The organism is Leifsonia sp. Ger2509 (assembly GCF_055231915.1).
In genome coordinates this window covers 2,975,714-2,997,954 of the sequence record NZ_JBUYVB010000003.1, presented here as the reverse complement: position 1 = coordinate 2,997,954, position 22,241 = coordinate 2,975,714, and the positions used below count along the sequence as shown (strand labels likewise).

Here is a 22,241-nt window from a genome sequence, read left to right as displayed (position 1 = left end):
TGGCTGGGGCTAGGTGCTACTCGTCGACCCTGCCGGCGATGATGTTGCGGATGCTCGGAAGCTCAGCAATGAGATCCTGCAAGGAGGTCCGATAGGCGAGAGCACTGATGCTGATCGCGCCGCTCGGTGAGGTCGGTGAGGTCAGATAGATCGGCAATGCGATGCAGTTGACACCCGGCTCGTTCTCCTGGTCGTCCATGCTGTAACCGCGCTCTCGGATCGCCTCGAGCTCCTCATGGAGTTCGTCGGCGGTCCCTGCGGTTCGCGCTGTGGGGCGGGCAAGCTGACGGTCCCCCACCCATTGCTCAACCGCGTCGCGGTCACGAAGTTTGAGTGCGAGAAGCATTTTGCCGACACCGGTAGCGTGGGCGGGGTTGCGCCCGCCGATGGTGGACGTGAGGCGCATCGCGCCGACTGCTGGATCGACCTTGGCGCGGTAGACGATGTCGGGACCGTCGAGCACCGCGTAGTGGGCAGTCTCGCCATATCGCTCCGCGAGTCGCTCGAGGATCGGTTGCACTCGCAGGTGATCGGGTCGCAGTTCATGGTTGGTGAAGGCCATGCGGAGGAACTCGTCGCCGAGTAGGTATCGTCCGCGACCGTCTTTGCCGGCCAGCCCGGCTCGACACAGCGATGCGAGCGCGCGATGCACGGTCGGCTTGGCGCTGCTGACGGCGCGTGCGATCTCATCGAGGCTGGCACCGTCAGGGTGCTTGGCCAGTTCGATGAGGACTGCAAGGACTCTGTCGGAGCCGACTACCCGACCGTCGGATGCGGCTTCCGCTTCAGCACGGTCGGATGTATCGTTCATGTTGTTCCATATAGTAGAGTGATTTTTCGATAAACGGAAGAAGACGTGGTGGCAGAGCACCGTAGCTCCGAGTGGTACGCCGGTACCGATCGAAACTCCTACATTCACCGAGCCTGGATGCGACGAGGGCTCCCCGAGAGTGCCTTCGACGGTCGACCCCACATCGCGATCGCGAACTCGGCCTCAGACCTGACACCCTGTAACTCGCATCTCGATGAGGTGATGGAGAGCGTCAAAGCCGGCATCTACGAGGCTGGCGGCATTCCGCTCAACCTGCCTGTTGTCTCCCTCGGCGAGACCCAGGTGCGTCCAACGGCGATGCTCTGGCGAAACATGGCGGCGATGGCGACAGAGGAGATGCTCCGAGCGAATCCGATCGATGGGGTGGTCCTGCTCGGCGGCTGCGACAAGACCATCCCCTCCCTCCTGATGGCCGCAGCATCCGTCGACCTCCCGGCCATCGTCGTCCCGGGCGGCCCGATGAAGACAGGAACGTTCCAGGGTGTCGCACTGGGCTGTGGCACTGACGTCTGGCGCCTCAGCGAAGAGGTCCGCAGCGGCACGCTCAGCGAGAAGGAGTTCCTGAAGAGCGAATCGTCGATGATCTCGAGCAAAGGCCACTGCAACACCATGGGCACCGCATCGACGATGGCGCTGGTCTCCGAGGCGCTCGGCATGATCATCCCCGGCCTCGCCGGCACCCCAGCGGTCGACAGCCGCCTGCTCGAGAACTCGCACGAGACAGGCCGCCTGATCGTCGAGCTCATCGAGGCCGACCGCCGACCGAGCACGTTCCTGACCAAGGGGTCGTTCAATAACGCAATCGTCGCGCTGGCCGCCATCGGCGGTTCCACCAACGCCGTCGTGCACCTGCTGGCGATCGCCGGACGACTCGGCATCGACCTGACCCTCGACGACTTCGACGCGATCGGCTCGGGCGTACCCTTGCTGGTCAATCTCCAGCCGGCCGGCCGTTTCTTGATGGATGACTTCCAACGGGCCGGAGGGCTCTTGTCGGTACTTCGCGAAGTGAAGGATCTACTCGACCCCACCGCGCTGACTGTGACAGGGAAGCCGCTGGTCGACTACCTGGAGGATGCGCAGATCTGGGACCGCGACGTCATCAGCATGCGCGAGACGCCGCTCATCCCGGACGCAGGAATCGCAGTGCTCCGCGGCAACCTCGCGCCCGGCGGCGCCATCATCAAACCGGCCGCCGCATCCCCCCACCTCCTCACCCACCGCGGCAGAGCCGTTGTGTTCGACACCGTCGAGGACATGCACGCCCGCATCGATGACCCCGACCTCGACGTGGACGTCGACTCCGTCCTTGTGTTGCGCGGGTGCGGCCCGAAGGGCTACCCGGGCATGCCTGAGGTCGCGAACATGCCCCTGCCCAAGAAGCTCCTCGAGCAGGGTGTCCGCGACATGGTCCGAATCTGCGATGGCCGAATGAGCGGCACCGCCTATGGCACCGTCGTACTGCACGTCACCCCGGAGGCCGCAGCCGGGGGCGCTCTGGGAATCGTCGAAACCGGTGACTGGATCATGCTCGACGTCCCCAACCGACGGCTCACCCTCGATGTGGCGCAGGATGAGCTGAACCGACGCAGCCCCAACCAGGCGACCGTCGACGGCTTCGCCAAGCCCAAGCGCGGCTGGGAGCGCCTCTACGTCGACCACGTGCTGGGTGCAGACACCGGCGCCGACCTCGACTTCCTGCAAGGATCGAGCGGCGACAAGGTCTCCCGTGAGTCGCACTAGTCTCACCCTCGGAACCACAAGTCGCCTGCCCCAGGTTGACCCGTCACTGCTGCGCGCGCTCGAAGATGCGGTACCGGACGGCTTGCATGCGAGGCCCTCGGATCGCCTCGGGCACGCGCACGACGCGTCGCACTACCTCCTGACGCCGCAGGCGGTGGTGACGCCGACCGGTACCGACCAGATCGCCGCGCTTCTGCGCGCGAGCGCCGCCCAGGGCGTCCCGCTGACCTTCCGTTCCGGGGGGACGAGCCTGAGCGGCCAGGCCTCCACATCCGGCGTGCTGGTGGACACCCGACGCAACTTCCGCGACGTCGAGGTGCTGGACGGCGGCCGGCGGGTTCGGGTTCAGCCGGGCGCGACGGTGCGGGCGGTCAACGCCAGGCTGGCACCCTATAAACGCAAGCTCGGGCCGGATCCGGCGAGCGAGGGTGCCTGCACGATCGGCGGGGTCGTCGCCAACAACTCCTCCGGTATGGTCTGCGGCACTGAGTTCAACACCTACCGCACCCTGGAATCCGCGATCCTGGTCCTGCCGAGCGGGACAGTGATCGATACGAGCGAATCGGATGCGGATGCCCGACTGCGTGCACTCGAACCCGAGCTGCACCACGGCCTCCTGCGTCTCCGTGACCGGGTGCGCGCGAACAGAGCGTCGGTGTCGACGATCGCGACGCTGTACTCGATCAAGAACACCATGGGGTACGGGCTCAACTCGTTCGTCGACCACGACACCGCGATCGACATCCTGCTGCATCTGGTCATCGGCAGCGAGGGAACACTCGCGTTCGTCGCCGAGGCGACCTTTCGCACCCTGCCCGCGCTCTCGCACCTTGCGACCGGCTTCCTGATCTTCGACGACCTCGACCGCGCGACCGCCGCTTTGCCCGAACTCGTCGCCTCCGGCTTCGCTGCGATCGAACTGCTGGATGCGACATCGTTGCGCGTTGCCCAACGCGACCCGCAGGCTCTCGGAAGCCTCCTGAACCTCAACGTGGACGCCCACGCGGCGCTTCTGGTCGAGCACCAGACAGACTCGGAGGAGCTCCTGCACGAGCGCGTCGAGCTCAGCCGCACCCTTCTTGCGACCCTTCCCCTGACGGCGCCGGCCGAACTCAGCCCGGATTCGAAGACCAGGGCGGTCCTCTGGCACATCCGCAAGGGGCTCTACGCTACCGTCGCCGGAAACCGCCCGTCGGGCACGACCGCTCTCCTGGAAGACATCGCCGTCCCGGTGCCGGCGCTCCTGGACACCTGTAACCGACTGGTCCGTCTTTTCGATCGCCATGGGTACGAGGACAGCGTCATCTTCGGCCACGCCAAAGACGGCAACATTCACTTCCTGCTCAACGAGCGGTTCAGCGACACTTCATCGCTCGATCGCTACATCGCCTTCACCGAGGACATGGTCGATCTCGTCCTCAGCCACGACGGCACCCTGAAAGCCGAACATGGAACGGGCCGCATCATGGCCCCGTTCGTGCGACGCCAATACGGCGATGAGCTCTTCGGCGTCATGCAGGAGATCAAACGCCTTGCCGACCCGGCCGGTCTACTGAACCCGGGCGTCCTCCTCAACGAGGATCCAACCTCGCACATCGACAACCTCAAAGTGGCCCCAACCGTCGAGAAGGAAGTCGACCGCTGCGTCGAGTGCGGCTACTGCGAACCCGTCTGCCCGAGCAAAGACCTCACCCTCACCCCACGGCTGCGCATCGTGCTCCGACGCGAGCTGGCCGACGCGACGGCCGCCGGCGATAGCGAACTCGTGAAGAGCCTGGAAGCGGACTACCAGTACGACGGGATCGACACCTGCGCGGTCGACGGGATGTGCGCTACCGCCTGCCCGGTGCTCATCGATACCGGAGATCTGGTGCGCAGGCTCCGCAACGAGAATCGCAATCGCGTCGAGCAGACGGCCTGGAAGGCGGCCGCGAAACATTGGGAGGGCACCACCACCCTCGGCGGATTCGTCATGGACACGGTCAAGAAGCTGCCCGCCCCGCTCGTCACGGGTGCGACCGCGGCCGCCCGGATGATCCTCGGGGACGAAACGGTGCCGCTCTGGGAGAAGGACCTGCCAGGCGGCGGCGTGCGACGCGTTCCGGTGCGAGACGACGACCCCGAGATCGTCTACTTCGCCGCTTGCATCGGCACAATGTTCGGGCCGGCCGAAGGCGCGCCGGGCGTGACCCGGGCGTTCCTCGACCTCTGCGAACGCGCCGGCGTGAAGCTTCGGACACCCGACGGGATCGCAAGCATGTGCTGCGGCACACCGTGGAAATCCAAAGGCCTGAACGATGGCTACCGGGAGATGCGCGAACGCGTCCTCCCTGCCCTCTGGGAAGCATCCGATCACGGCCGGATCCCCGTCGTCTGCGACGCCGCATCCTGCACCGAGGGCGTCGAAAAACTCATCGGCTCAAACGACGACCGCTTTCCGGGCCTTCGGATCATCGACGCCGTCAAGTTCGTCGACGAACGACTGATGGGCGCTCTGACCGTCACGTCCCCGATCCACTCCCTCGCCCTGCACCCAACCTGCTCGTCAACGCACCTCGGCACCACCGATGCACTCTCCCGGATCGCCTCGGCTATTTCCGCCGACGTCGTCATCCCCGACGGCTGGGGATGCTGCGCGTTCGCCGGAGATCGCGGGATGCTGCATCCGGAACTCACCGCATCCGCAACCGCCCGCGAAGCGGCATCCGTAACTGCCCGCGACTTCGATGCCTACGCGTCGACGAACCGCACCTGCGAACTCGGTCTCACCCGCGCAACCGGCCACCAATACGAGCACCTGCTCGAAACACTCGAACGGGCGACGCGCCCGGCGACGAACGAAGGACGACTGAGATGAGAACAGCACTGGTAACCGGCGGCGCACGAGGCCTTGGAGCCGCGACCGCCGAACGACTCCGCACCGACGGTCTCCGCGTCGTAACCCTCGACCTCGTAGGCGATGTGGACGTCGTGGTCGACATCACAGACGAGGCCGCCTTCGCCGAGGCGGCAGAGGGCATCGGGCCGGTGGACATCCTCATCAACTCGGCCGGAATCGTGGGCCCCGGTCTCCCCCTGGTCGAGACGAACTCAGACGACTGGCGTGCCGTCCTCGAGGTCAACGTGCTCGGGGTCGTCGCGACAATGCGCGCCTTTGTGCCCGGCATGGTCGAGCGACGATGGGGTCGCGTCGTCAACTTCGCGAGCATGGCTGGCAAGGACGGGAACCCCAACCTCTCGATCTACTCGGCGTCAAAAGCAGCCGTCATTGCCCTCACCAAATCGGCGGGCAAGGAGCTCGCGACCACCGGAGTGCTCGTGAACGCGATCGCACCGGCCGTCATCGCGACACCGATGAACGACAACACGGCACCCGATGTTCTCGCACATATCACCAGCCTCATCCCCATGAAGCGCGTAGGCCGCGCTGGAGAGGTGGCTGAGCTGGTCGCCTGGCTCGCGTCTGACAAGGTCAGCTTCTCAACCGGTGCCGTCTACGACATCAGTGGAGGGCGCGCGACCTATTAAGCACAGACTGGCCAGTCATCGCATCACCCCTATCTCCCGAGGCGTGCCAGAGCGTATCCACGATCCAGAGTAGAAGGCCCTCGACGCCCCATCGACGAATCCATCTGAGGTGATCGTGAACGTGTCCGTCAGTCGATGATCATCCGAGGACGTCCCGACAAAAACATCGACCTCGCCCGCCTCGACGCGCCACGCGAGACCGGCGTCGAGGAACGCTAGCTGACTCATCGAGAACGAGAATGAGACATCGGCGCTTTCGCCCGGCTCGAGCTGGACCCGGCGGAAACCCGCCAGCTCGAGAACCGGACGGGACAGCGAGGCGTAGCGGTCGCAGACGTAGAACTGGACGACCTCGGTCCCCGCCCGCTCCCCCGTGTTGGTAAGTGTGAATTGCACATCGACGAAACCGGATGCGGCGACCTCCCGCTGCGACAGCCTCAGGGCCGAGTACTCAAACGTCGTGTACGTCAGCCCGTACCCGAACGCATATCGCGGGGTGTGCGGCGAATCGACGTACTCCGGGAAGCCGATACTGGCTCCCTGGTGCCAGCTCGATCCGTACGGGTGTGCATAGTAGATCGGCACCTGCCCCGCATTGCGGGCGACACTGACAGGCAGCCGTCCGCTCGGGTTGTACGTTCCGGTCAGGACATCGACGATCGCCTCGGCTCCGTACTCGGCCGGACTCCACGCTTCGATCAGCGCGCTGAGGTGCGCGTCGGCCGCGTCGCTCGAAATCGGCCGGCCGTCCAGATGAACACCGACCAGCGGCATCCGCAGTTCAGCCAGCTCGCGAATCAACTCGTCCTGGCATGGCGGGAGGTTGACGTCGGTGGCATCGATGCCCTCTCCCATCGAGGCGATCGAGGCGGTTCCGTGCTTCCCCCCGAGCGTGAGCACGACGATGTCGGCCTCTCGGGCCAGGGCGATCGCCTCCGCATGTCCGGAGGCGTCGCCACCGGCGATCGGGTAACCGTACGACCACGAGATCTCGGCGGCGGGCAAGCGCATGCGCAACTCATCGAGGAGCGAACGGATGCCCGGCTTCTGCTGTTGCAGCAACGCCTCGTACTCGGGACCGCCCGACGCTTCGATCCCGGTTCCTGGAACGGTGGCGCCGATCTCCCGGCCACCATCGTTCCCCGCCAGACCCGCCATCGATGAGTGCACGGCAAGCTTGCCTTCGGCCATCGAGTAGTGGGTGTACCCGCCGAAAAAGAATCGCGCGCTCACGGCGTGACAACCGATCACTGCGATCTTGCGTACGGTTCGCGCAAGAGGAAGTATTCCGTCGTTCCGCAGGAGCACAAGGGATTCGCGAGCCGACTGCTGCGAGACCCGACTGTCTGAAGCGACCGCGTATCGAGCGTCTCGCTCGGCGCTCTCCGGCGCGAACGGATGCTCGAAAAGGCCCATCCGGAACTTCGTGGTGAGAACCGCCTTGACGGCGCGATCGAGGAGCGCCACGTCCGCGCGACCCTCCGCGAACCAGTCACGGAGCTCTGGGCCGAACCCCTGCGGCACGTGCAGTTCGACGTCGACACCGGCGCGCAAGGCTGCGAGGCCCGCCTCCGGCGCCGATCCGGCCACATGCTGGACCTCATGCAGATTGCCGATGGCTCCGTAGTCGGACACGACCAGACCCTGGAAGCCCATCCGCTCCCGCAGTAGCGTCGTGAGCAGCGGCGCCGATGCGGACACGGGCTGGCCACCCACTGAGTTGTACGACGGCATCATGCCGAGCAGACCCGCTTCGGTGATGGCCGCTTGGAAGGGCTTGCCGTAAACCTCTTGCAGCAGGCGGTCGGGGATGTCGCAGTGGGCGCCATGAATTCCGCCCTCCGTGTGATGCGACCCGATGAAGTGCTTAGCGACCGCCTCGGTGCGCCGGCCTTCGGGATCGGGGCGCTGCAGCCCGCGTACGGCCGCGACCCCGAGGGCGGCCGCGAGAGTGGGGTCTTCGCTGTAACTCTCTCCATGCCGCCCCATTCGCGGATCGCGAGAGACGTCGAGGACCGGCGCGAGGGTGTGCGTGATTCCGAGTGCTCGCTCCTGTCGGCCCACGATCCCGGCGATCTCGCATTCCAGGTCGGCGTCCCAACTGGCGCCCCGCCCGAGCCCGGACGGGAAGCTCGTCGCCCCAGGCAGGAAGGCGCCGCACATTCCCTCCATGTGGAAGATGGCGGGAATGCCCAGGCGCGACCCCTCCATGGCCTGGGTCTGGACGCGTCGCTGGAACGCCGCCACCTCGTCGAGCGTCCGCGCGGACCGCGTCTCCAGGCACGCCACCTCGCCGACCCCGTACGGGAATCTTTCTGTGAAGTCCGCCGTGTCGTTGATGTCGACGGGGAAGTAGCAGGAGACCTGCGCCATTTTCTCGTCGAGGGTCAGTTCGGCGAGAAGCAGTTCGGCCCGTTGGGCGGGAGCGAGGTGAGGGTTGCTCCATGATGACGATTCAGCCGTGGCGACCCTCGTGCGTATTTCTTGATTCGCCATTCGTGGTGCCCTTCCGAGAAGGCTCCGTTCGCTCTGAACCGGAACCGGAGTCGAACGTATTCCACGATGATGTGTCGATCTGGAATCACTTCCAGTATCCGGAGCGGAAGCCGGAACGACGCAACCGGCATGTGGCTTTTGCGCAACTCTTCACATCGATCATCCACAGAACTGCACCTCGCCCATTCACGATGACGAGGTGCAGTTCTGTAGCAACTTATCCGGCCTTGAGCGACGCCGCCGCCGGCATGCCAGGCCGGTTCAGCACGTCGATCAACTGCCAGATGGACAGGTTGTTCTCGAAGCTCGGGTAGACCCACGAGCTCGGGGTGTGCGAGCTGTACAGAAATGGGGTGTCGAACGCGTATCCGTTGGCGGGTGTATCCCACAGCTGTTTGACGACGGCACTTGTCATCGACAACCCTTGCTGGATGAGCTCGCGGTTATGCGACTGCACGCCGGCGTCAACGTAGTTCGCAGCCGCCGAATAGACAGCCCCGGGCAATACGTTGGGCTCGTACACGTGTCCCTGCGGGCCGGTGAACGGGTACGTCGTGCCGCCTCCGGGCAGACCCACCAGTTTCGGTCCGTTCGGGCCGGCGACGAGCGGGTACATGGTCCGAAGGTGACGCTCGTAGTGAGCGGTGTCGACGATGTCGGGCAGACCTGCCGTCTCGGCGAGGTATTGCGGGAGCAGCGTGTTCAGCATGACCTCGTCCACGCCGTTCTGCGGCAGCGTGTAGCGGTAGTACCCTCCTGCGTCGTTCCAGAACACCGCTTCATACTTCGCCTTCGCAGTCTCCAGTTGTGCCTTCCAGGTGGCGATTTGACTCGCCGGCCCACCCAGCTTCTGACCTGACGCGATCATCGTCTCCAATGTCAGCAGGTAGAGGCCCGAGGTGTAGGAGTCGAAGCGATCAGTCGGCATCGCGTTGTAGAGGTTCGCCATCTGCTGCGCGTTGCCCGGCTGCGGCCGCGACTGCGACGTCGGCTCAGGCAGTACCGAGTCCGAGGGGATCGTCTTCTGCAGCAATGCCAGCGCCTGCTTCATCGCGGGGAAGGCGAATCGGAGAAAGGCGATGTCGTGGTTGCGTTGGGCATAGTCGTACATCCGGAACACGTTGTCCGAGACACGGTCGAGGAACGACATCGTTCCTGGCGCGGGCGTGAGTCCTCCTCCCGGCGCGGAGTTGTTCGAGCTCTGGTTATGAGGGTTCCAGGTGATGAACGGGTCGCCGTCGACGCCGTAGACCGCGGGATCCGTCGACCCCGTCACCGAGAAGTCCTGCGGGTCACCGTCGTCGGACACCGGGATCTGCTCGGCCTTCGCGCGCATTCGGTCGCGCTCGATGAAGGGAAAGAGCCGCGAGTAGACGTTGTAGCTGTAGATGCCGATCTCGCCGCCTTGGCCCTGGGTCGAGACGCCGCCGGCTATCGAATCAGTGCCGAAGTAGTTGTGCGTTTCCGGGACGGCAGCGCCTATCCTCTGGCCACCCTTCGTGACCGGCACCGAATTTCGAACCAGCCCGTTCTCCCACAGATCAGTGTGGAACGTCACGTTCGCCAGCTGATTCATGGCTGCCGCTCCGATCTCGCCGGGAACCTTGGGCGATTCGACGATCGGCTTCCACCAGGCGAGCACATCCTTCAGCGCGGCGGAGCGACCCTCGAGTGCATCCTTGGCGATGTTGTAGCTCTGGTGGAACGGGTAGCTTCCGGGAACGTAGTCGTTCTTCGCGCTCGTGTGGGCTCCGTAGTACTGCGTGTAGCGCCGCATCCACACGGTGTTGTTGTTAGCAAAGCCGACCTCCGGGAAGTCCCAGGTCAGTGCGAACGGGATGACCGTGGTCTGACCAGGCTTGAGCTTTGCCGAGACCGCAATGGCCCCGGCGGATGCGGACGAGTCGAGCGACGAATCGCTGAGCGTCCCGTCGGCGGCGAACTGCTTGTAGACGTCGGAGCCGTCGCCGTTCGCGTTCCACGACGTCACGTAGCTGAACTTCTCGTCTTTGTTGACGTCAGCCGCGATCGTCCACTCGGACTTGTAAGCGTCCGGGGTATTCGAATCGGAGTCGGACGAAAGCGTCACGGCGTGAATGCCGGTCGCCGGATCCACCCGGTACTGGCTGCTCAGACCCTCCCGGACGGTGGCAGGCTGGCGGCCCTCGTGGCCCGGAACGTTCGGCATCGTGAACATCGTGGAGATGTTGGCGGTCTTACCCGTGGTATTCGCGATGCGCACGTCGAAGTAGGCCACAGGGAGAGATGTCCGCTTCTCCTCTCCGGCGACGATCGGAGAGTAGAACCGCATCGACACGTCGGTGTCGAAGACACTGTGCCCGTAGGTCATCCATCCGAACGGGTAGAGCGCCGCATAGCTTGCATCCCCCTTCTTCAGTGTGTTCCACGCCGGCAGGGGGTCGGCCCAGGAACGGATCGAGGGCAGGGTGGCATCCTTGGGCCCGTCGGTTGCAAGCGTCCTCGTGGTAGCCGGCTCGTCTCCGATCTGCTCACGCACGTGGAATGCCGCCTGCGGCAGCGAACGAACCTCGTAGGACGTCCCTTGAGATCCGCCGAAATTCCACGGCCCGAAAGTGCCGGACTGATTGATCATGAACGAGCCCGCACCGATGCCGCCGAGCGGGACGCCCAGGCCCGGGGTCGTGTACGGCAGGAATCGGCCGATGGCCGAATTGCACACCGGCACGACGACACCCTGACAGCTGCCGGCCGGGATGTCGCCGAGCGATCGCACGACGGCGGATGACGGGATGTCGAACGCATCCGCGTTCGACGTGCCCCCGTCGGGCGCCGCAAGTGCCGGCGCGACGCTGAGAGACGTCGCCGCCAGGGCCAACGCGATCGCAGCGACGAGCGACTTCGGACCGACGGATCGGTGCCGTAGCCTCACCGCTCGTAATGATTTCTGATGGGCAGCGATTCTGCGCAGCATTCTGACTCCAATGTCCGTATGCGAGGGGCACGGCGCCACCGCTGCTGCGGGGAAGCCGGGCGAGGCCGTCAACGCACGCTAGTCACGTGGGCCTCACCCGTTCAATCGATGGACCCTCCTTTGCGCAAAGCATCACGGTGTGATGGCGCGCGGGCCGAGAGCCGTGTTAGTCGTGGGATCCGAGAACCAGCTCGGTGTCGAGCTCGGGCGATCCCTCGACCCGCAACCTCAGGGTCGCTCGCTCCCCCTGGAGCCGGACGATGGCTTGAGCACGGCCTTCGAACGTCGTGCACCATCCAGAATCGAAACGCTCCGCCGTCGAGGGGCGCGCCGTTCCGAGCGCGATGAGCTCTGACTTGTCGGTTGCCTCCGCTGACAACTTCAGTTCTGCGGTGGGCGCGACGATGCCGTCCTCGTCCGTCAGCTCGATCGACACGAACGCGACCTTCCCACCGTCCTCAAGCAGCGGGTATTCCGCCACGGCGCGCACAGCGCGGACATCGCCGGCTGTTCGAATCGAAGAGGCGTCCTCAACGTCGCCCTGCCGGCGTGCGATTGCTTTCAACTCGCCCTCCGCATAGGGAATCCGGAAGGTCGCAGTGAATCGCTTGTCGGGCCCGCAGGGTCCGACACCGACGGATGTGCCGTTCAGCAGCAGCTCCACCTCATCCGCATCGGAATAGACGTCGACCGTCATGGGGGTGCCTGGCAGGACATCCCAGGTCCAGGACGAAAGCGAGTCCGGCCACGCCCAATCAAGGCCGACAGAGTTCACACCGGGCTCGACTGGTCGATGCACGCTGATGTAGGGCTGCTTCCGAAGCCCGAACACGATCTCGCGAAAATATGATGACGGGCGCCGATGTCCGGTGATGTCGATGTCCCCGCAATAGGCGGTGAGCGCCGGGTAGCGGTCCCCCTCCCAGCCCTGGTTATTCGACGAATAAGTGCTGACACCGAGGCCGGCCTCCCCCAGGTAGTCCCAGCCCGTCCACGTGAAGTCACCGACCACATGAGGCAACGTCTCCACGAGTCGCCAGTTCACGTCGATGTCTCGCGCGAGCGTTTCAGTTCCGACGACGACGCGGTTGGGGAATCGGGCTGTTTCCGCCTCATACCGCCACGCCGCGTAGTTGTGACCGACGACGTCGACGACGGAATTCGACTCCGCGGTGGCATCGGTAACGAATTGAGAGCGCCCCACCCGCTCCACCAGCTCTTTTCCGACGCCGTCGACGTCGTTGATCCCCCCGGGTACGCCCTCCAGCTCGTTCTGAATCATCGGAATGGTGTCCGATAGCGTCGCAACGAACCCGCTGATGCCGTTCGTGAGGAATCGGGTGGAGTCGATCGCACGCACTTTCTGTGCCAGCTGCCGCCCGATCCTTGCTCCGAGCGGCTTACCGGCGTCCAGGATCTCATTGCCGATCGAATACATGATGACGCTGGGATGGTTGAAGTCCCGAGTGACCATCGCTTCGATATCGCGCTCCCACCACTCCGGGAAAGCCAGCGAATAGTCGAAAGGCTGCTTGCCTTCCGTCCACATGTCGAAGGCTTCGTCCATCACCAGCATGCCGAGCCGGTCACACGCATCCAGGAGCGCCGGACTGATCGGATTGTGAGCCGACCGGATGGCGTTGAATCCCGCCTCCTTCAGTATTCGCATACGACGGAATTCCGCTTCGGGGATGGAGACGGCGCCCAGCAGCCCGTTGTCGTGATGGATGCACGCGCCGCGCAGCTTCACGGTCTCGCCGTTGATCCGAAGACCGGAGCGAGGGTCGAGTTGCAGTCGACGAACCCCGATGTGGTTCTCCGCATTGTCGGTCACGTCGTCCCCGTCGAGCAGCCGGGTCTCGACCCGATAAAGCCGCGGTTGCTCGACACTCCACAACTCGGGAGCCTCGAGGTACAGACGCTGGTCGACCACCTCGCAGCCTCCGCCACGGATGGTGACCGGCGAGGCTTCGCTGGCGACCACGCGGCCCCCGGCGTCGAATACGGTCGTCGTCACCCGACGCGTCGCGAGCGGGCGGCCGGCATTGACCACTTCGGTCCGCGCCAGCACCACGGCCCGCTTGTCGTCGATGTCGGGCGTGCTGAGCTGTATGCCGTTCGGGCGCAGGTGAACCTCACTCATCACCAGAAGATCGACATCACGGTAGATTCCCATTCCCGAGTACCAGCGGGAGTCCCGGTATGCACGCGCATCCACACGCAGACGATTGGTCTCGCCGTACCGGAGTGCATCGTCCAGTCGCGCCCGGAACGGCAGGTAGCCGTTCGGCCGGTGAGCGACGAGCACGCCGTTGAGATAGACCATGGCGTCCCGGTAGACGCCGTGGAACTCGAGCTCGACGACGGACGACTCCCACTCCTGCGGTGCGAGGAACGACTTGCGGTAACTCACCGCGCCGCCTTCGAAGTATCCGCTCGAGGAGCCTTCGGGAGAGTTCGCGGATCGCGCACCGTCGAGCATCGCATCGTGCGGCAACGTCACCGACCTCGAGTCCGTGGCACCGCCGGTGATCTCCGAGAAGACGCTGACATTGGGTCCGACGGTCCAGCCATCGTTGAATCGGCTACGGGACACGAGCACTCACTCCTAGTTGTTCACGCGACAGGCTCCAGGCGGGTCTCACACGAGATGCAGAGCGTCGTTATCGTTTTCGACCGCGTTCAGCGCAGCCAGCCTGCGTTCGCGACGCTCGCGCTGCCTGGCGGGGTCGGCGATCGGCGCCGCCAGCTGCAAACGCTGGGTGTAGGGGTGCTTCGGACGCATGGTGACCTCGTCCGCCGTCCCGATCTCCACGATCTTCCCCTGGAGCAGGACAGCGATCCGGTCGCTCACCTCGTGCACGACACCCAGGTCGTGACTGATGAAGAGGTATGCGACACCCGTGCGCTCCTGAATCTCTTTCAGCAGCGTCAAGACGGTCGCCTGGGTAGTCACGTCCAGCGCGCTCGTCGGCTCGTCGCAGATGATCAGCGACGGCTCAAGAGCGAGCGCGCGCGCGATCGCGATCCGCTGCCGCTGGCCGCCCGAGAACTCCCGCGCGTACCGTGACCCGGCATCCGATGGCAGCCCGACCGCATCCAGCAGCTCGTGCACTCGTTTGCGTCCGGCCTCCGCACCCGCGGCAGCGATCGGCTCGACGAGGATGCTCTCGACCGTCATCGCCGGATTGAGCGACGAGTACGGGTCCTGGAAGACCACCTGGATGTCGCGCGCGACACGCCGGCGCTCGGAGCGCGGGATGTTGCTGATCACCTTGTCGCGGAACGTCACCGTCCCGCCCGTGACCGGGGCCAGGCCGAGAATGGCACGGCCGATCGTCGTCTTGCCGGAGCCGGACTCACCGACCAGACTGAGGGTCTCGCCCGGACTGATGTCGAACGACACGTGGTCGATCACATCCTTGCCGCCTCGTCGGCCGCCGAATCGGACCACCAGGTCTTCGACACTCAGGATCGGTGAACTCATCAGGCCACCTCCTCGATCTCGACCCGGCGCGAGGACGCCAGGAGCTGCTGCGTGTACGCCTCACGCGGGTTCTCGAACAGGATGTCGACGTCCTGACGTTCGACGATCTGCCCGTCCTTCATCACGCTCACCGTGTCGCAGATGTCTGCGACGACGCCGAGGTTGTGGGTGACCAGGATCATGGAGAGTCCCCGCTCGTCACGCAGGCCACGGAGGAGTTCGAGCACCTCGGCCTGCACGGTGACGTCGAGCGCGGTCGTCGGCTCGTCCGCGACGATCACGTCAGGATCGGTTGCCACAGCGCCGCAGATGAGAACTCGCTGTGCCATGCCGCCCGAGATCTCATGCGGGTAGGACTTGAACACCCGCTCTGCGTCGGCGATCCCGACCCGTCGCAGGAGCTGGAGCAGATGCGTCTGCGCAGCGTCCTTCGACATCGGCTTGATCGCACGCAGCCCCTGCATCAGTTGCGATCCGATGGTGAAGCTCGGATCCAGGTTCGACATGGGCTCCTGCGGGATGTACGCGATGCGTCGTCCCCTGGCGTTCTGCATGGCCCGCTCGTCCGCGAGCAGGTCCTCGCCGTCGAGCACGATCGAGCCTCCGAGGATGACCGCCTCCCGCGGGAGGATGCCGAGGATGGAGAAGGCGATCTGCGACTTACCGGAACCGGACTCGCCGACGAGCCCGTGGATCTCGCCCTTGCGAACGTCGAGATCGACACCGTGGACGACTTCGCGAACACCATCCGTCCCATCCGGGTAGGCGATTCGCAGACCCCGGATGGAGAGCCGGACGTCGTAGCTCGGCGGTGGGAACGCACCGCCGGTCGGCTCCGGGTCGCCGAACCGCTCGTGCATCGACCTGAGTTCCGACCGCGACAACGTCTTGACGCGGGTGTTGGCCTGCAACACGTCCGTGAGCGCATTCCCCAGGAGCACCAGCGCCAGCACGGTGAGACCGATGAGGAGGGATGGCCAAAGCACCGATATCGGGTTGTTGTAGATGTTGTTGAAGGACTGCTGCAGCACGCTTCCCCAGGACGGCTGCGAGGGGTTGCCGAGGCCAAGGAAGTCCACGCCGGCTTCGATACCGATGCCGGCGGCCAGGATGAATGCGCTGGAGATTATGACGGGTCCGCGCACAGCCCAGAGGACGTGGCGCCCGACGATGCGGAAGTCGGACAGACCGACCACCTTCGCCGCATCGACATAGAGCTCGTTGCGAACTCCGACGACGATGCCGCGGACCAGCCGGAAGAAGCTGGGAGCGACGATCACGCCGAAGACGGCCATGGCCACCGGGATGTTCGGACCGGTCAGCGTGTAGAGCGCGATCAGGAGCAGCACGCCCGGCAGCGCGATTATCACATCCGAGACGAAGTTGCTGACGGACTCGAAACGACCGCGGTAGTAACCGGCGATGAGTCCCGTCGTCACCCCGAGCGTCACAGAGACGACCAGGATGATCACGCAGGCGATCAGTGTCTCCTGCGTCCCCCACATCAGCCGGGACAGGATGTCCCGGCCGTTGGCGTCCGCGCCGAGCAGGTGAGCGCCGAACGGCTGTGCGTTGACAGCGACCAGGTCCGTGTGATTCGGGCTCTCCGGCGCAAGCCACGGGCTCGAGAGCCCGAAGGCCACGACGAGGACCAGGAACGCGATGCACCCGACAGCGACGGGGTTGCGGACGAGCCGGTGTAGCACCGACTTGCGGCGGAGCCCGACCGGTGCACGCACCGCGTCTGGAAGAGGAGCGGCGGCGGTCATGCCTTCCTCGCTTTCGGATTCAGCGCTGAGCCGGCCAGGTCGGCGAGCAGGTTGACGACAAGGACGATCACGATGATCGCGAGCACAGCACCCATGACCATCGGCACGTCGCCCTGCTGCGCGGAGGTGTTGGTCAGCTCCCCCATCCCGGGAAGCGCGAAGACGAGTTCGATCACCACGGCGCCGCCGATCAGGTAGATCACCTGCAGGCTCAGCACGATCAGGCCGGGGCCGGCGGCATTACGCAAAACGTGCCCGTAGATAACGGAGCGCTCCCGGATACCCCGGGCCCGGAGGGTCCGCACGTAGTCCCTGCCGAGGACGTCGGCAACGGCGCTGCGGAACTGCGAGGCTGCCCCGGCGACCGAGCCGATCAACAAGGCGATCACTGGAAGGGTGATCGAACCCAGCCACCCAGTCACACTCTGCGATGGTGGGACGTACCCGGTGGCCGGGAACCACCGAACCGCCAGCGCGAAGGCGAAGATCAGTCCGATCGCGATGATGAAGGACGGGATGGCGGTGCCGAGCACGGAGAGGAACTGGAGCACCCGGTCGGTCCAGCCGCCCCGCACCGCCGCCGTGACGCCGAGGACGATGCTGATGATCACCGTCAACAGCAGCGTGATGAGGACGACCGATAGGGTGACCGGCAGACGGGTGGAGAGAGCTTCGGAGACCGACTGCCCGGTGAAGAACGAGTGGCCCAGGTCGCCGGTCAGAACTCCACCGAGCCACTTGACGTACTGCACGAGCAGCGGTTGATCGAGTCCGAGGTGGACGACCTCCCGCTGAACGTCGATTGGAGTGGCGTTGAGGCCGAGAACGGCCCGGGCGATACCCGGACCGTTCCCGAACATCAGGCTGAAGGTCACGAAGGTGACGATCAGGAGAACGGCCACCGCGCGGATCAGCTTCAGCGAGACCGCGAGGATCATGAGGGTGGTTCCTTTACTTGAAGTCCCACAGCATCGGCTGGAGGCCGGAGAAGTCCGTGGACTCCTTGATCGTGACGCTGGAGCTGTGCGCGTAGAAGTTGTCCGGGTACACCATCGGCACGAACCATGCCTGTTCGGTGACGTACTTGTTGATCTCCTGCTCGGCCTGCTTCACGTCCTTCCCGGCGGTGATCTGCGCCCAGAGCTTATCGATCGTCGCGTCGGGCTGGTGCTCGACGTTCCAGATGCCCTGGTGCGTGATGTAGTCCTGGATGTCCTGCAGCGACTCACCATAGTTGCCCAGCTGCCATAGCGGCACGGGGTACTTGCCGCCGAGGAGCTCCGAGTACATGTTAGGACCGGACAGCGTGACCGGGTCGACCTTGATGTTCAGCAGTGCCAGCTGCTGCGTCACGTACGGCAGCATGAGATCGATGCCGTTCCCGCCGTTCTCGATCACGGGGATCTGGAGGCTGAACCCGCCGGCGTAGCCGGCCTGAGCCATCAGCTGCTTCGCCTTGGCCACGTCGTACGGATAAGGGTTGCCCAGGTCGCTGAGGTATGCGTCGCTCCCCGGCCGGAAGATCTGATTGGCCGGCACAGCATGGCCCTGATACAGGTTCTTCGCGATCGACGTGCGATCGAACACCATGTTCATGGCGCGGCGCACATCGACATTGCCGAGCGCGGGGACGATCTTGCCCAGGTGGTCGGTAATGAGCAGACGCGTCGTGTTCGGGGCCTTGAGCGTCAGGATGTCGACGTTCGCCGAGCTCTTGGCCTCGTTCAGCGTCGTGGACGAGACCAGCGTGCCGTCGATCTGCCCGGTCTTCAGCGCGTTCACCGCCGCAGTGTCGCTCTTCAGCACCTTGAGGACCAGCTTCTTGTACGGGAACGTCTTGGAGTCCCAGTACGCGTCGTTCTTCTCGAATGTGTAGACAGATCCTGCCGTCGTAGCCGACTTGTCGAGAGTGTACGGTCCGGAACCGACGGGTGCGCTCCACGTCTTGGACGCCGCTCCGGCTTCCACCGACTTCGGGCTCGGGATCGACTGGTAGCACATCAGCAGCTTGAACGTGGCGGTCGGGGCGGGGAGGGTGATGACCGCAGTGAGCGCCTCCGGGGTCTCGACCTTGAGCCCGGCCAAACGGCTGTTGTTCTGGTTCGCCCCATACTCGAGCGCGGTCTTGACCGCCTTCGCGTCGACGGGCTCGCCGTCGGTGAACTTCATGCCGGGGCGGATGTGGACCGTCAAGGTCTTGTTGTCGCTGCCGAAGTCGAAACTCTTGGCGATGTCGGGCTGCGGTTGACCGTGAGCGTCGCACCGGAAGAGCTGGTCCCAGACAGCCATGGCGTTCCAGCCTTGGTAGCTCGGCTGGACCGCCGGATCCCAACCGCTGATGTCGGCGGTCATGCCCAGGGTCAGAGTGTCTTTGGCTGCTGCGGTGCCACCCGTCTGCCCGGTGCATCCGGTGAGTGCCGCAAGGGCGGTGGCGGCCGCGACAGCGGCGACCACAAGAGCCCTTCGTGAACGGACGTGCCTCATTTTCATACTCCTTTGTAATCGGGTCTTGTCGTGAGTGTCGCTGCAGGCTTTCTCAGTAGCGCCACTGTAGGTCGCGAAATAGTGGATCCAAACAGATGACTCCCTTTTTGCGCAACAGGATCAAGCTCGGATCGGCCGATACGAAAAGCTCGCGATACGACCCTCGGTCGTGGGGGCACCGACGCCGAGGACGCGGCCTGTGAATCCCGCCGCCACCTCGGTTGAGAAGTATCGTCCATCGAGCCGCGCCAGTTGTGTGAACTCGCCGTCGACTCCGACGGAGAGGGTGATCTCGTCGGGCCCCGCGTAACCGAACGGGAGCGGGGCGATCTCCGGATCCGCTGCCTCGAGCCGTAGCGTGACCGAGTCCGCGGCGACGGGAATCGGCGCTGCCTCCTGGAGGATGTCTCCGATCTGCACGACCACGCGGGCAGTGCGGTCACGGAATTCGATGCCGCACCAATGCCGATCATCCAGGCGCAGGCTCAATCGGCCGGCTCGTTCCACGACGACATCGGCGGTCCACTCGAAATCCTCGACGCGGGCGCATACGAGGGCCCGAGACCAGTCGTCCGAGGCGAACCGCAGACCACCGGCAGGGTCGAGGTTGGCGATCGACGCCAGCTCCGCGCTCGGTACGACCCAGCGGGCATTCAACTCCGTCCCGCGGAAATCGTCCGAGAACCCGGTATCCGGCACGGGCACGAGGAACCGGTTCGAATCGAATACCGGCCACGCATCGACCCAGTCCACGCCGGCGATGAAGGTCTCCCGGCCGAGCACATGGAAGCCGGGGGTCGAACCTCGCGGTCGAGCGCCCAGGTACACCGCCGCCCACCGTCCGTCCGGCGCCTGAACGAGATCCGCGTGCCCGACACTCTGCACAGGATGCATGGTGCTGCGGTGCGTGAACACCGGATTCCACGGACAGGGTTCGAACGGGCCGCGCGGACTCGCTCCTCGCGCGACGGTCACGACGTGCCCGCGCTCGGTACCGCCCTCCGCAAGCACGATGTACCAGTGGCCATCGATCTTGAACAGGTGCGGACCTTCAGCGGCCGGCAGCCCGCTTCCTTGCCACACCCGGTACGACTCCTCGAGGAGTCTGCCGGTCGCCAGGTCGACCGGCGCTTGCCGGATCTCCTGCCCGCCGACGGTGAAGTCGAGGACATGCCAGGTCAGATAGGGCTGGCCGTCGTCGTCCCAGCAGAGGTCGGGATCGATACCGATCGCCTCTGATACCCAGACCGGTTCGCTCCAGGGGCCGGCGGGATCCGTCGCCGAGACGATGACCTGTCCTGAATCGAAGTCGCTGACGTTCGTCGTGACGAACCAGAACCTGCCGTTGTGGTGCCTCAGAGTCGAGCCATAGACGCCGGTCGACGGGCCAGGGGTGCCTTCGCGGAACTGATCCCGGCGGGTGAGGATATTGCCGATCTGCTTCCAGGACACCAAGTCGGTGCTGTGGAAGATCGGCGCTCCAGGGAAGTATTCGAAGCTCGACGTCGCCAGGTAATAGTCGTCGCCCACACGGCAGATCGTGGGGTCCGGATGGAATCCCGGAATGATCGGTTGGATGTCTCCGCGCTTGACATCGACGTGAGGGTCGCGCGCGATTGCGGTCTCGGTCATCAGAAAGTCGAAGTCCTCTCACTCGGCTCCACGGCGTTGGGGGCCTGAGCTGCCAACTCCCCACTCCGCTCGCGTCGCCGGGATCGTCCTCATGCGACCGTAGGTTTGGCGCGGCCGAGCGGCAATTCGCCGTAGGTTTATTGCGCAAGTCGCGGTGAAGCATTTGGTCGCGGGGGTATCTTGGAGTCGAAGTTTCTTGCGCAAATATCAAGGGAGAGGGCGCTTGGCATGGCTGAACGTGCGGTCACGCTTCGCGATGTCGCTGAAGCGGCCGGCGTATCCGTCGCATCGGCTTCGCGCGCACTCGCCGGTCGCGGAGAACTGACCCGCGGCACACGCGAACGGGTCGCGGACGCTGCACAGCGGCTCGGGTACGACCGGTCCTCCATCGCTCGAGGACGTCCGACGTCTCTCGACTCACGACTCATCGAGATCGTCCTCGGCAGCTTCAACGATGCGTGGACCAACACGATCACCTCCGGCGCACGCGAAGCGGCGTTCCGACTCGGATACGATCTGGTCCTCACCTTGGAGCGCCCTGACCCCGACGACGATTGGCCGACCCGAGTCGCGACTCGTCGGCCCTCCGGGGTGATCCTGGGGATCATCAAGCCCACGACGCGTCAGCTGGATGAGATCCACGGGCTGCGCATCCCGATCGTGCTGCTGGAGCCGAGGTCGGATCCAGAGGGAGCTCTGGCGAGCGTGGGCACGACCGACCGGCAGGGAGGCTACGACGCGGGCGCTCATCTCGCGGCAGGCGGCTACCGGAGATTCGTCGTCGTCACCGGACAGCCACCGTATCGGTTCGGTCGTGCACGGGAGGAGGGGTTCCGGCAGGCCATCGCCGAGTTCCGTCCCGAAGCATCGATCACCAGGGTGAGCTCGGAATGGACCGACGCGCCGTTGACCGAGTCGCTGTTGCGCGCGATCTCCGAGGATCGCAGCCCCGTCGGCGTCTTCGCATGCAACGACGAGATGGCCCTCGTCGTCTATCGGGCTGCCGCCCAGCTCGGGCGTCGCATCCCGGAGGACATCGGAGTCGTGGGATTCAATGACGAGTCCCGGGCAGGCATGGCGCAACCCCCGTTGACCTCGGTTCGGCAGCCGTTGCGGGCCATGGCCGCCAGAGCGGTGGAACTCGTCACCGAGCTCCGTCGCCACGACGAGCCGTCCTACCAGCGCGTCGAGCTGCCCAGCGAGCTGATCGTCCGGTCCTCTACGCTGCCTGCAGCCCCCCTCCCGGGCGCGGACGATCCCGACGAAATTTCCTGATCAGTCCCGTGCGAGCGGGTCAGCTTGACTCTGGGCGCGAAA

General features: G+C 65.0%; 13 protein-coding genes. 4 read left to right on the top strand and 9 right to left on the bottom strand.

The features are described 5' to 3' along the window. Positions 1-16: 16 nt before the first annotated feature. Positions 17-811, bottom strand: coding sequence for an IclR family transcriptional regulator (locus ACV7NN_RS14465; RefSeq protein ID WP_463350269.1), 795 nt, complete (start codon positions 809-811; stop codon positions 17-19). 45 nt (positions 812-856) lie between these two features. Between ACV7NN_RS14465 and ACV7NN_RS14460 the strand changes: the two genes are divergently transcribed. The 3 genes from ACV7NN_RS14460 to ACV7NN_RS14450 are packed head-to-tail and all read left to right on the top strand — an operon-like array spanning position 857 to position 6,103. Further along, entirely contained in the window at positions 857-2,575 is a 1,719-nt protein-coding gene (locus tag ACV7NN_RS14460) for a dihydroxy-acid dehydratase (protein ID WP_463350268.1), read from the top strand. Continuing rightward, complete coding sequence (locus ACV7NN_RS14455) at positions 2,562-5,432, top strand: FAD-binding and (Fe-S)-binding domain-containing protein (protein ID WP_463350267.1); 2,871 nt, start codon at positions 2,562-2,564, stop codon at positions 5,430-5,432. Before ACV7NN_RS14460 ends, ACV7NN_RS14455 begins: the two co-directional genes overlap by 14 nt. After that, positions 5,429-6,103 (top strand): SDR family NAD(P)-dependent oxidoreductase, encoded by a 675-nt coding sequence (locus ACV7NN_RS14450; protein ID WP_463350266.1) that lies wholly within the window; start codon positions 5,429-5,431, stop codon positions 6,101-6,103. The genes ACV7NN_RS14455 and ACV7NN_RS14450 overlap by 4 nt, the downstream gene beginning before the upstream one ends. Before the next feature lie 15 nt (positions 6,104-6,118). On the opposite strand, the gene ACV7NN_RS14445 is transcribed toward ACV7NN_RS14450, so the two are convergent. The 8 genes from ACV7NN_RS14445 to ACV7NN_RS14410 all read right to left on the bottom strand — a co-directional run bounded on the left by ACV7NN_RS14445 (position 6,119) and on the right by ACV7NN_RS14410 (position 20,924). Further along, positions 6,119-8,599 (bottom strand): glycoside hydrolase family 3 N-terminal domain-containing protein, encoded by a 2,481-nt coding sequence (locus ACV7NN_RS14445; RefSeq protein WP_463350265.1) that lies wholly within the window; start codon positions 8,597-8,599, stop codon positions 6,119-6,121. Between the two features lie 217 nt (positions 8,600-8,816). Beyond that, a complete protein-coding gene (locus tag ACV7NN_RS14440; RefSeq protein ID WP_463350264.1) occupies positions 8,817-11,510 on the bottom strand; it encodes a GH116 family glycosyl-hydrolase in 2,694 nt (897 codons plus the stop codon). Between the two features lie 208 nt (positions 11,511-11,718). Beyond that, positions 11,719-14,148, bottom strand: a complete 2,430-nt coding sequence (locus tag ACV7NN_RS14435) for a glycoside hydrolase family 2 TIM barrel-domain containing protein (RefSeq protein ID WP_463350263.1) — start codon at positions 14,146-14,148, stop codon at positions 11,719-11,721. 45 nt (positions 14,149-14,193) lie between these two features. After that, the gene (locus ACV7NN_RS14430; protein ID WP_463350262.1) at positions 14,194-15,039 is read right to left on the bottom strand and encodes an ATP-binding cassette domain-containing protein; all 846 of its coding nucleotides are present in this window, start codon (positions 15,037-15,039) and stop codon (positions 14,194-14,196) included. Beyond that, a complete protein-coding gene (locus tag ACV7NN_RS14425; protein ID WP_463350261.1) occupies positions 15,039-16,808 on the bottom strand; it encodes a dipeptide/oligopeptide/nickel ABC transporter permease/ATP-binding protein in 1,770 nt (589 codons plus the stop codon). Before ACV7NN_RS14425 ends, ACV7NN_RS14430 begins: the two co-directional genes overlap by 1 nt. Continuing rightward, entirely contained in the window at positions 16,805-17,746 is a 942-nt protein-coding gene (locus tag ACV7NN_RS14420; RefSeq protein ID WP_463350260.1) for an ABC transporter permease, read from the bottom strand. Before ACV7NN_RS14420 ends, ACV7NN_RS14425 begins: the two co-directional genes overlap by 4 nt. Before the next feature lie 13 nt (positions 17,747-17,759). Continuing rightward, positions 17,760-19,292, bottom strand: coding sequence for an ABC transporter substrate-binding protein (locus tag ACV7NN_RS14415; RefSeq protein ID WP_463350259.1), 1,533 nt, complete (start codon positions 19,290-19,292; stop codon positions 17,760-17,762). Positions 19,293-19,412: 120 nt separating this feature from the next. Beyond that, complete coding sequence (locus ACV7NN_RS14410; RefSeq protein WP_463350258.1) at positions 19,413-20,924, bottom strand: glycoside hydrolase family 43 protein; 1,512 nt, start codon at positions 20,922-20,924, stop codon at positions 19,413-19,415. Between the two features lie 228 nt (positions 20,925-21,152). Between ACV7NN_RS14410 and ACV7NN_RS14405 the strand changes: the two genes are divergently transcribed. Further along, positions 21,153-22,199 carry a LacI family DNA-binding transcriptional regulator gene (locus tag ACV7NN_RS14405; RefSeq protein ID WP_463350257.1) on the top strand — a complete coding sequence of 349 codons (1,047 nt, stop codon included), beginning with the start codon at positions 21,153-21,155 and terminating at the stop codon, positions 22,197-22,199. Positions 22,200-22,241 lie beyond the last annotated feature (42 nt).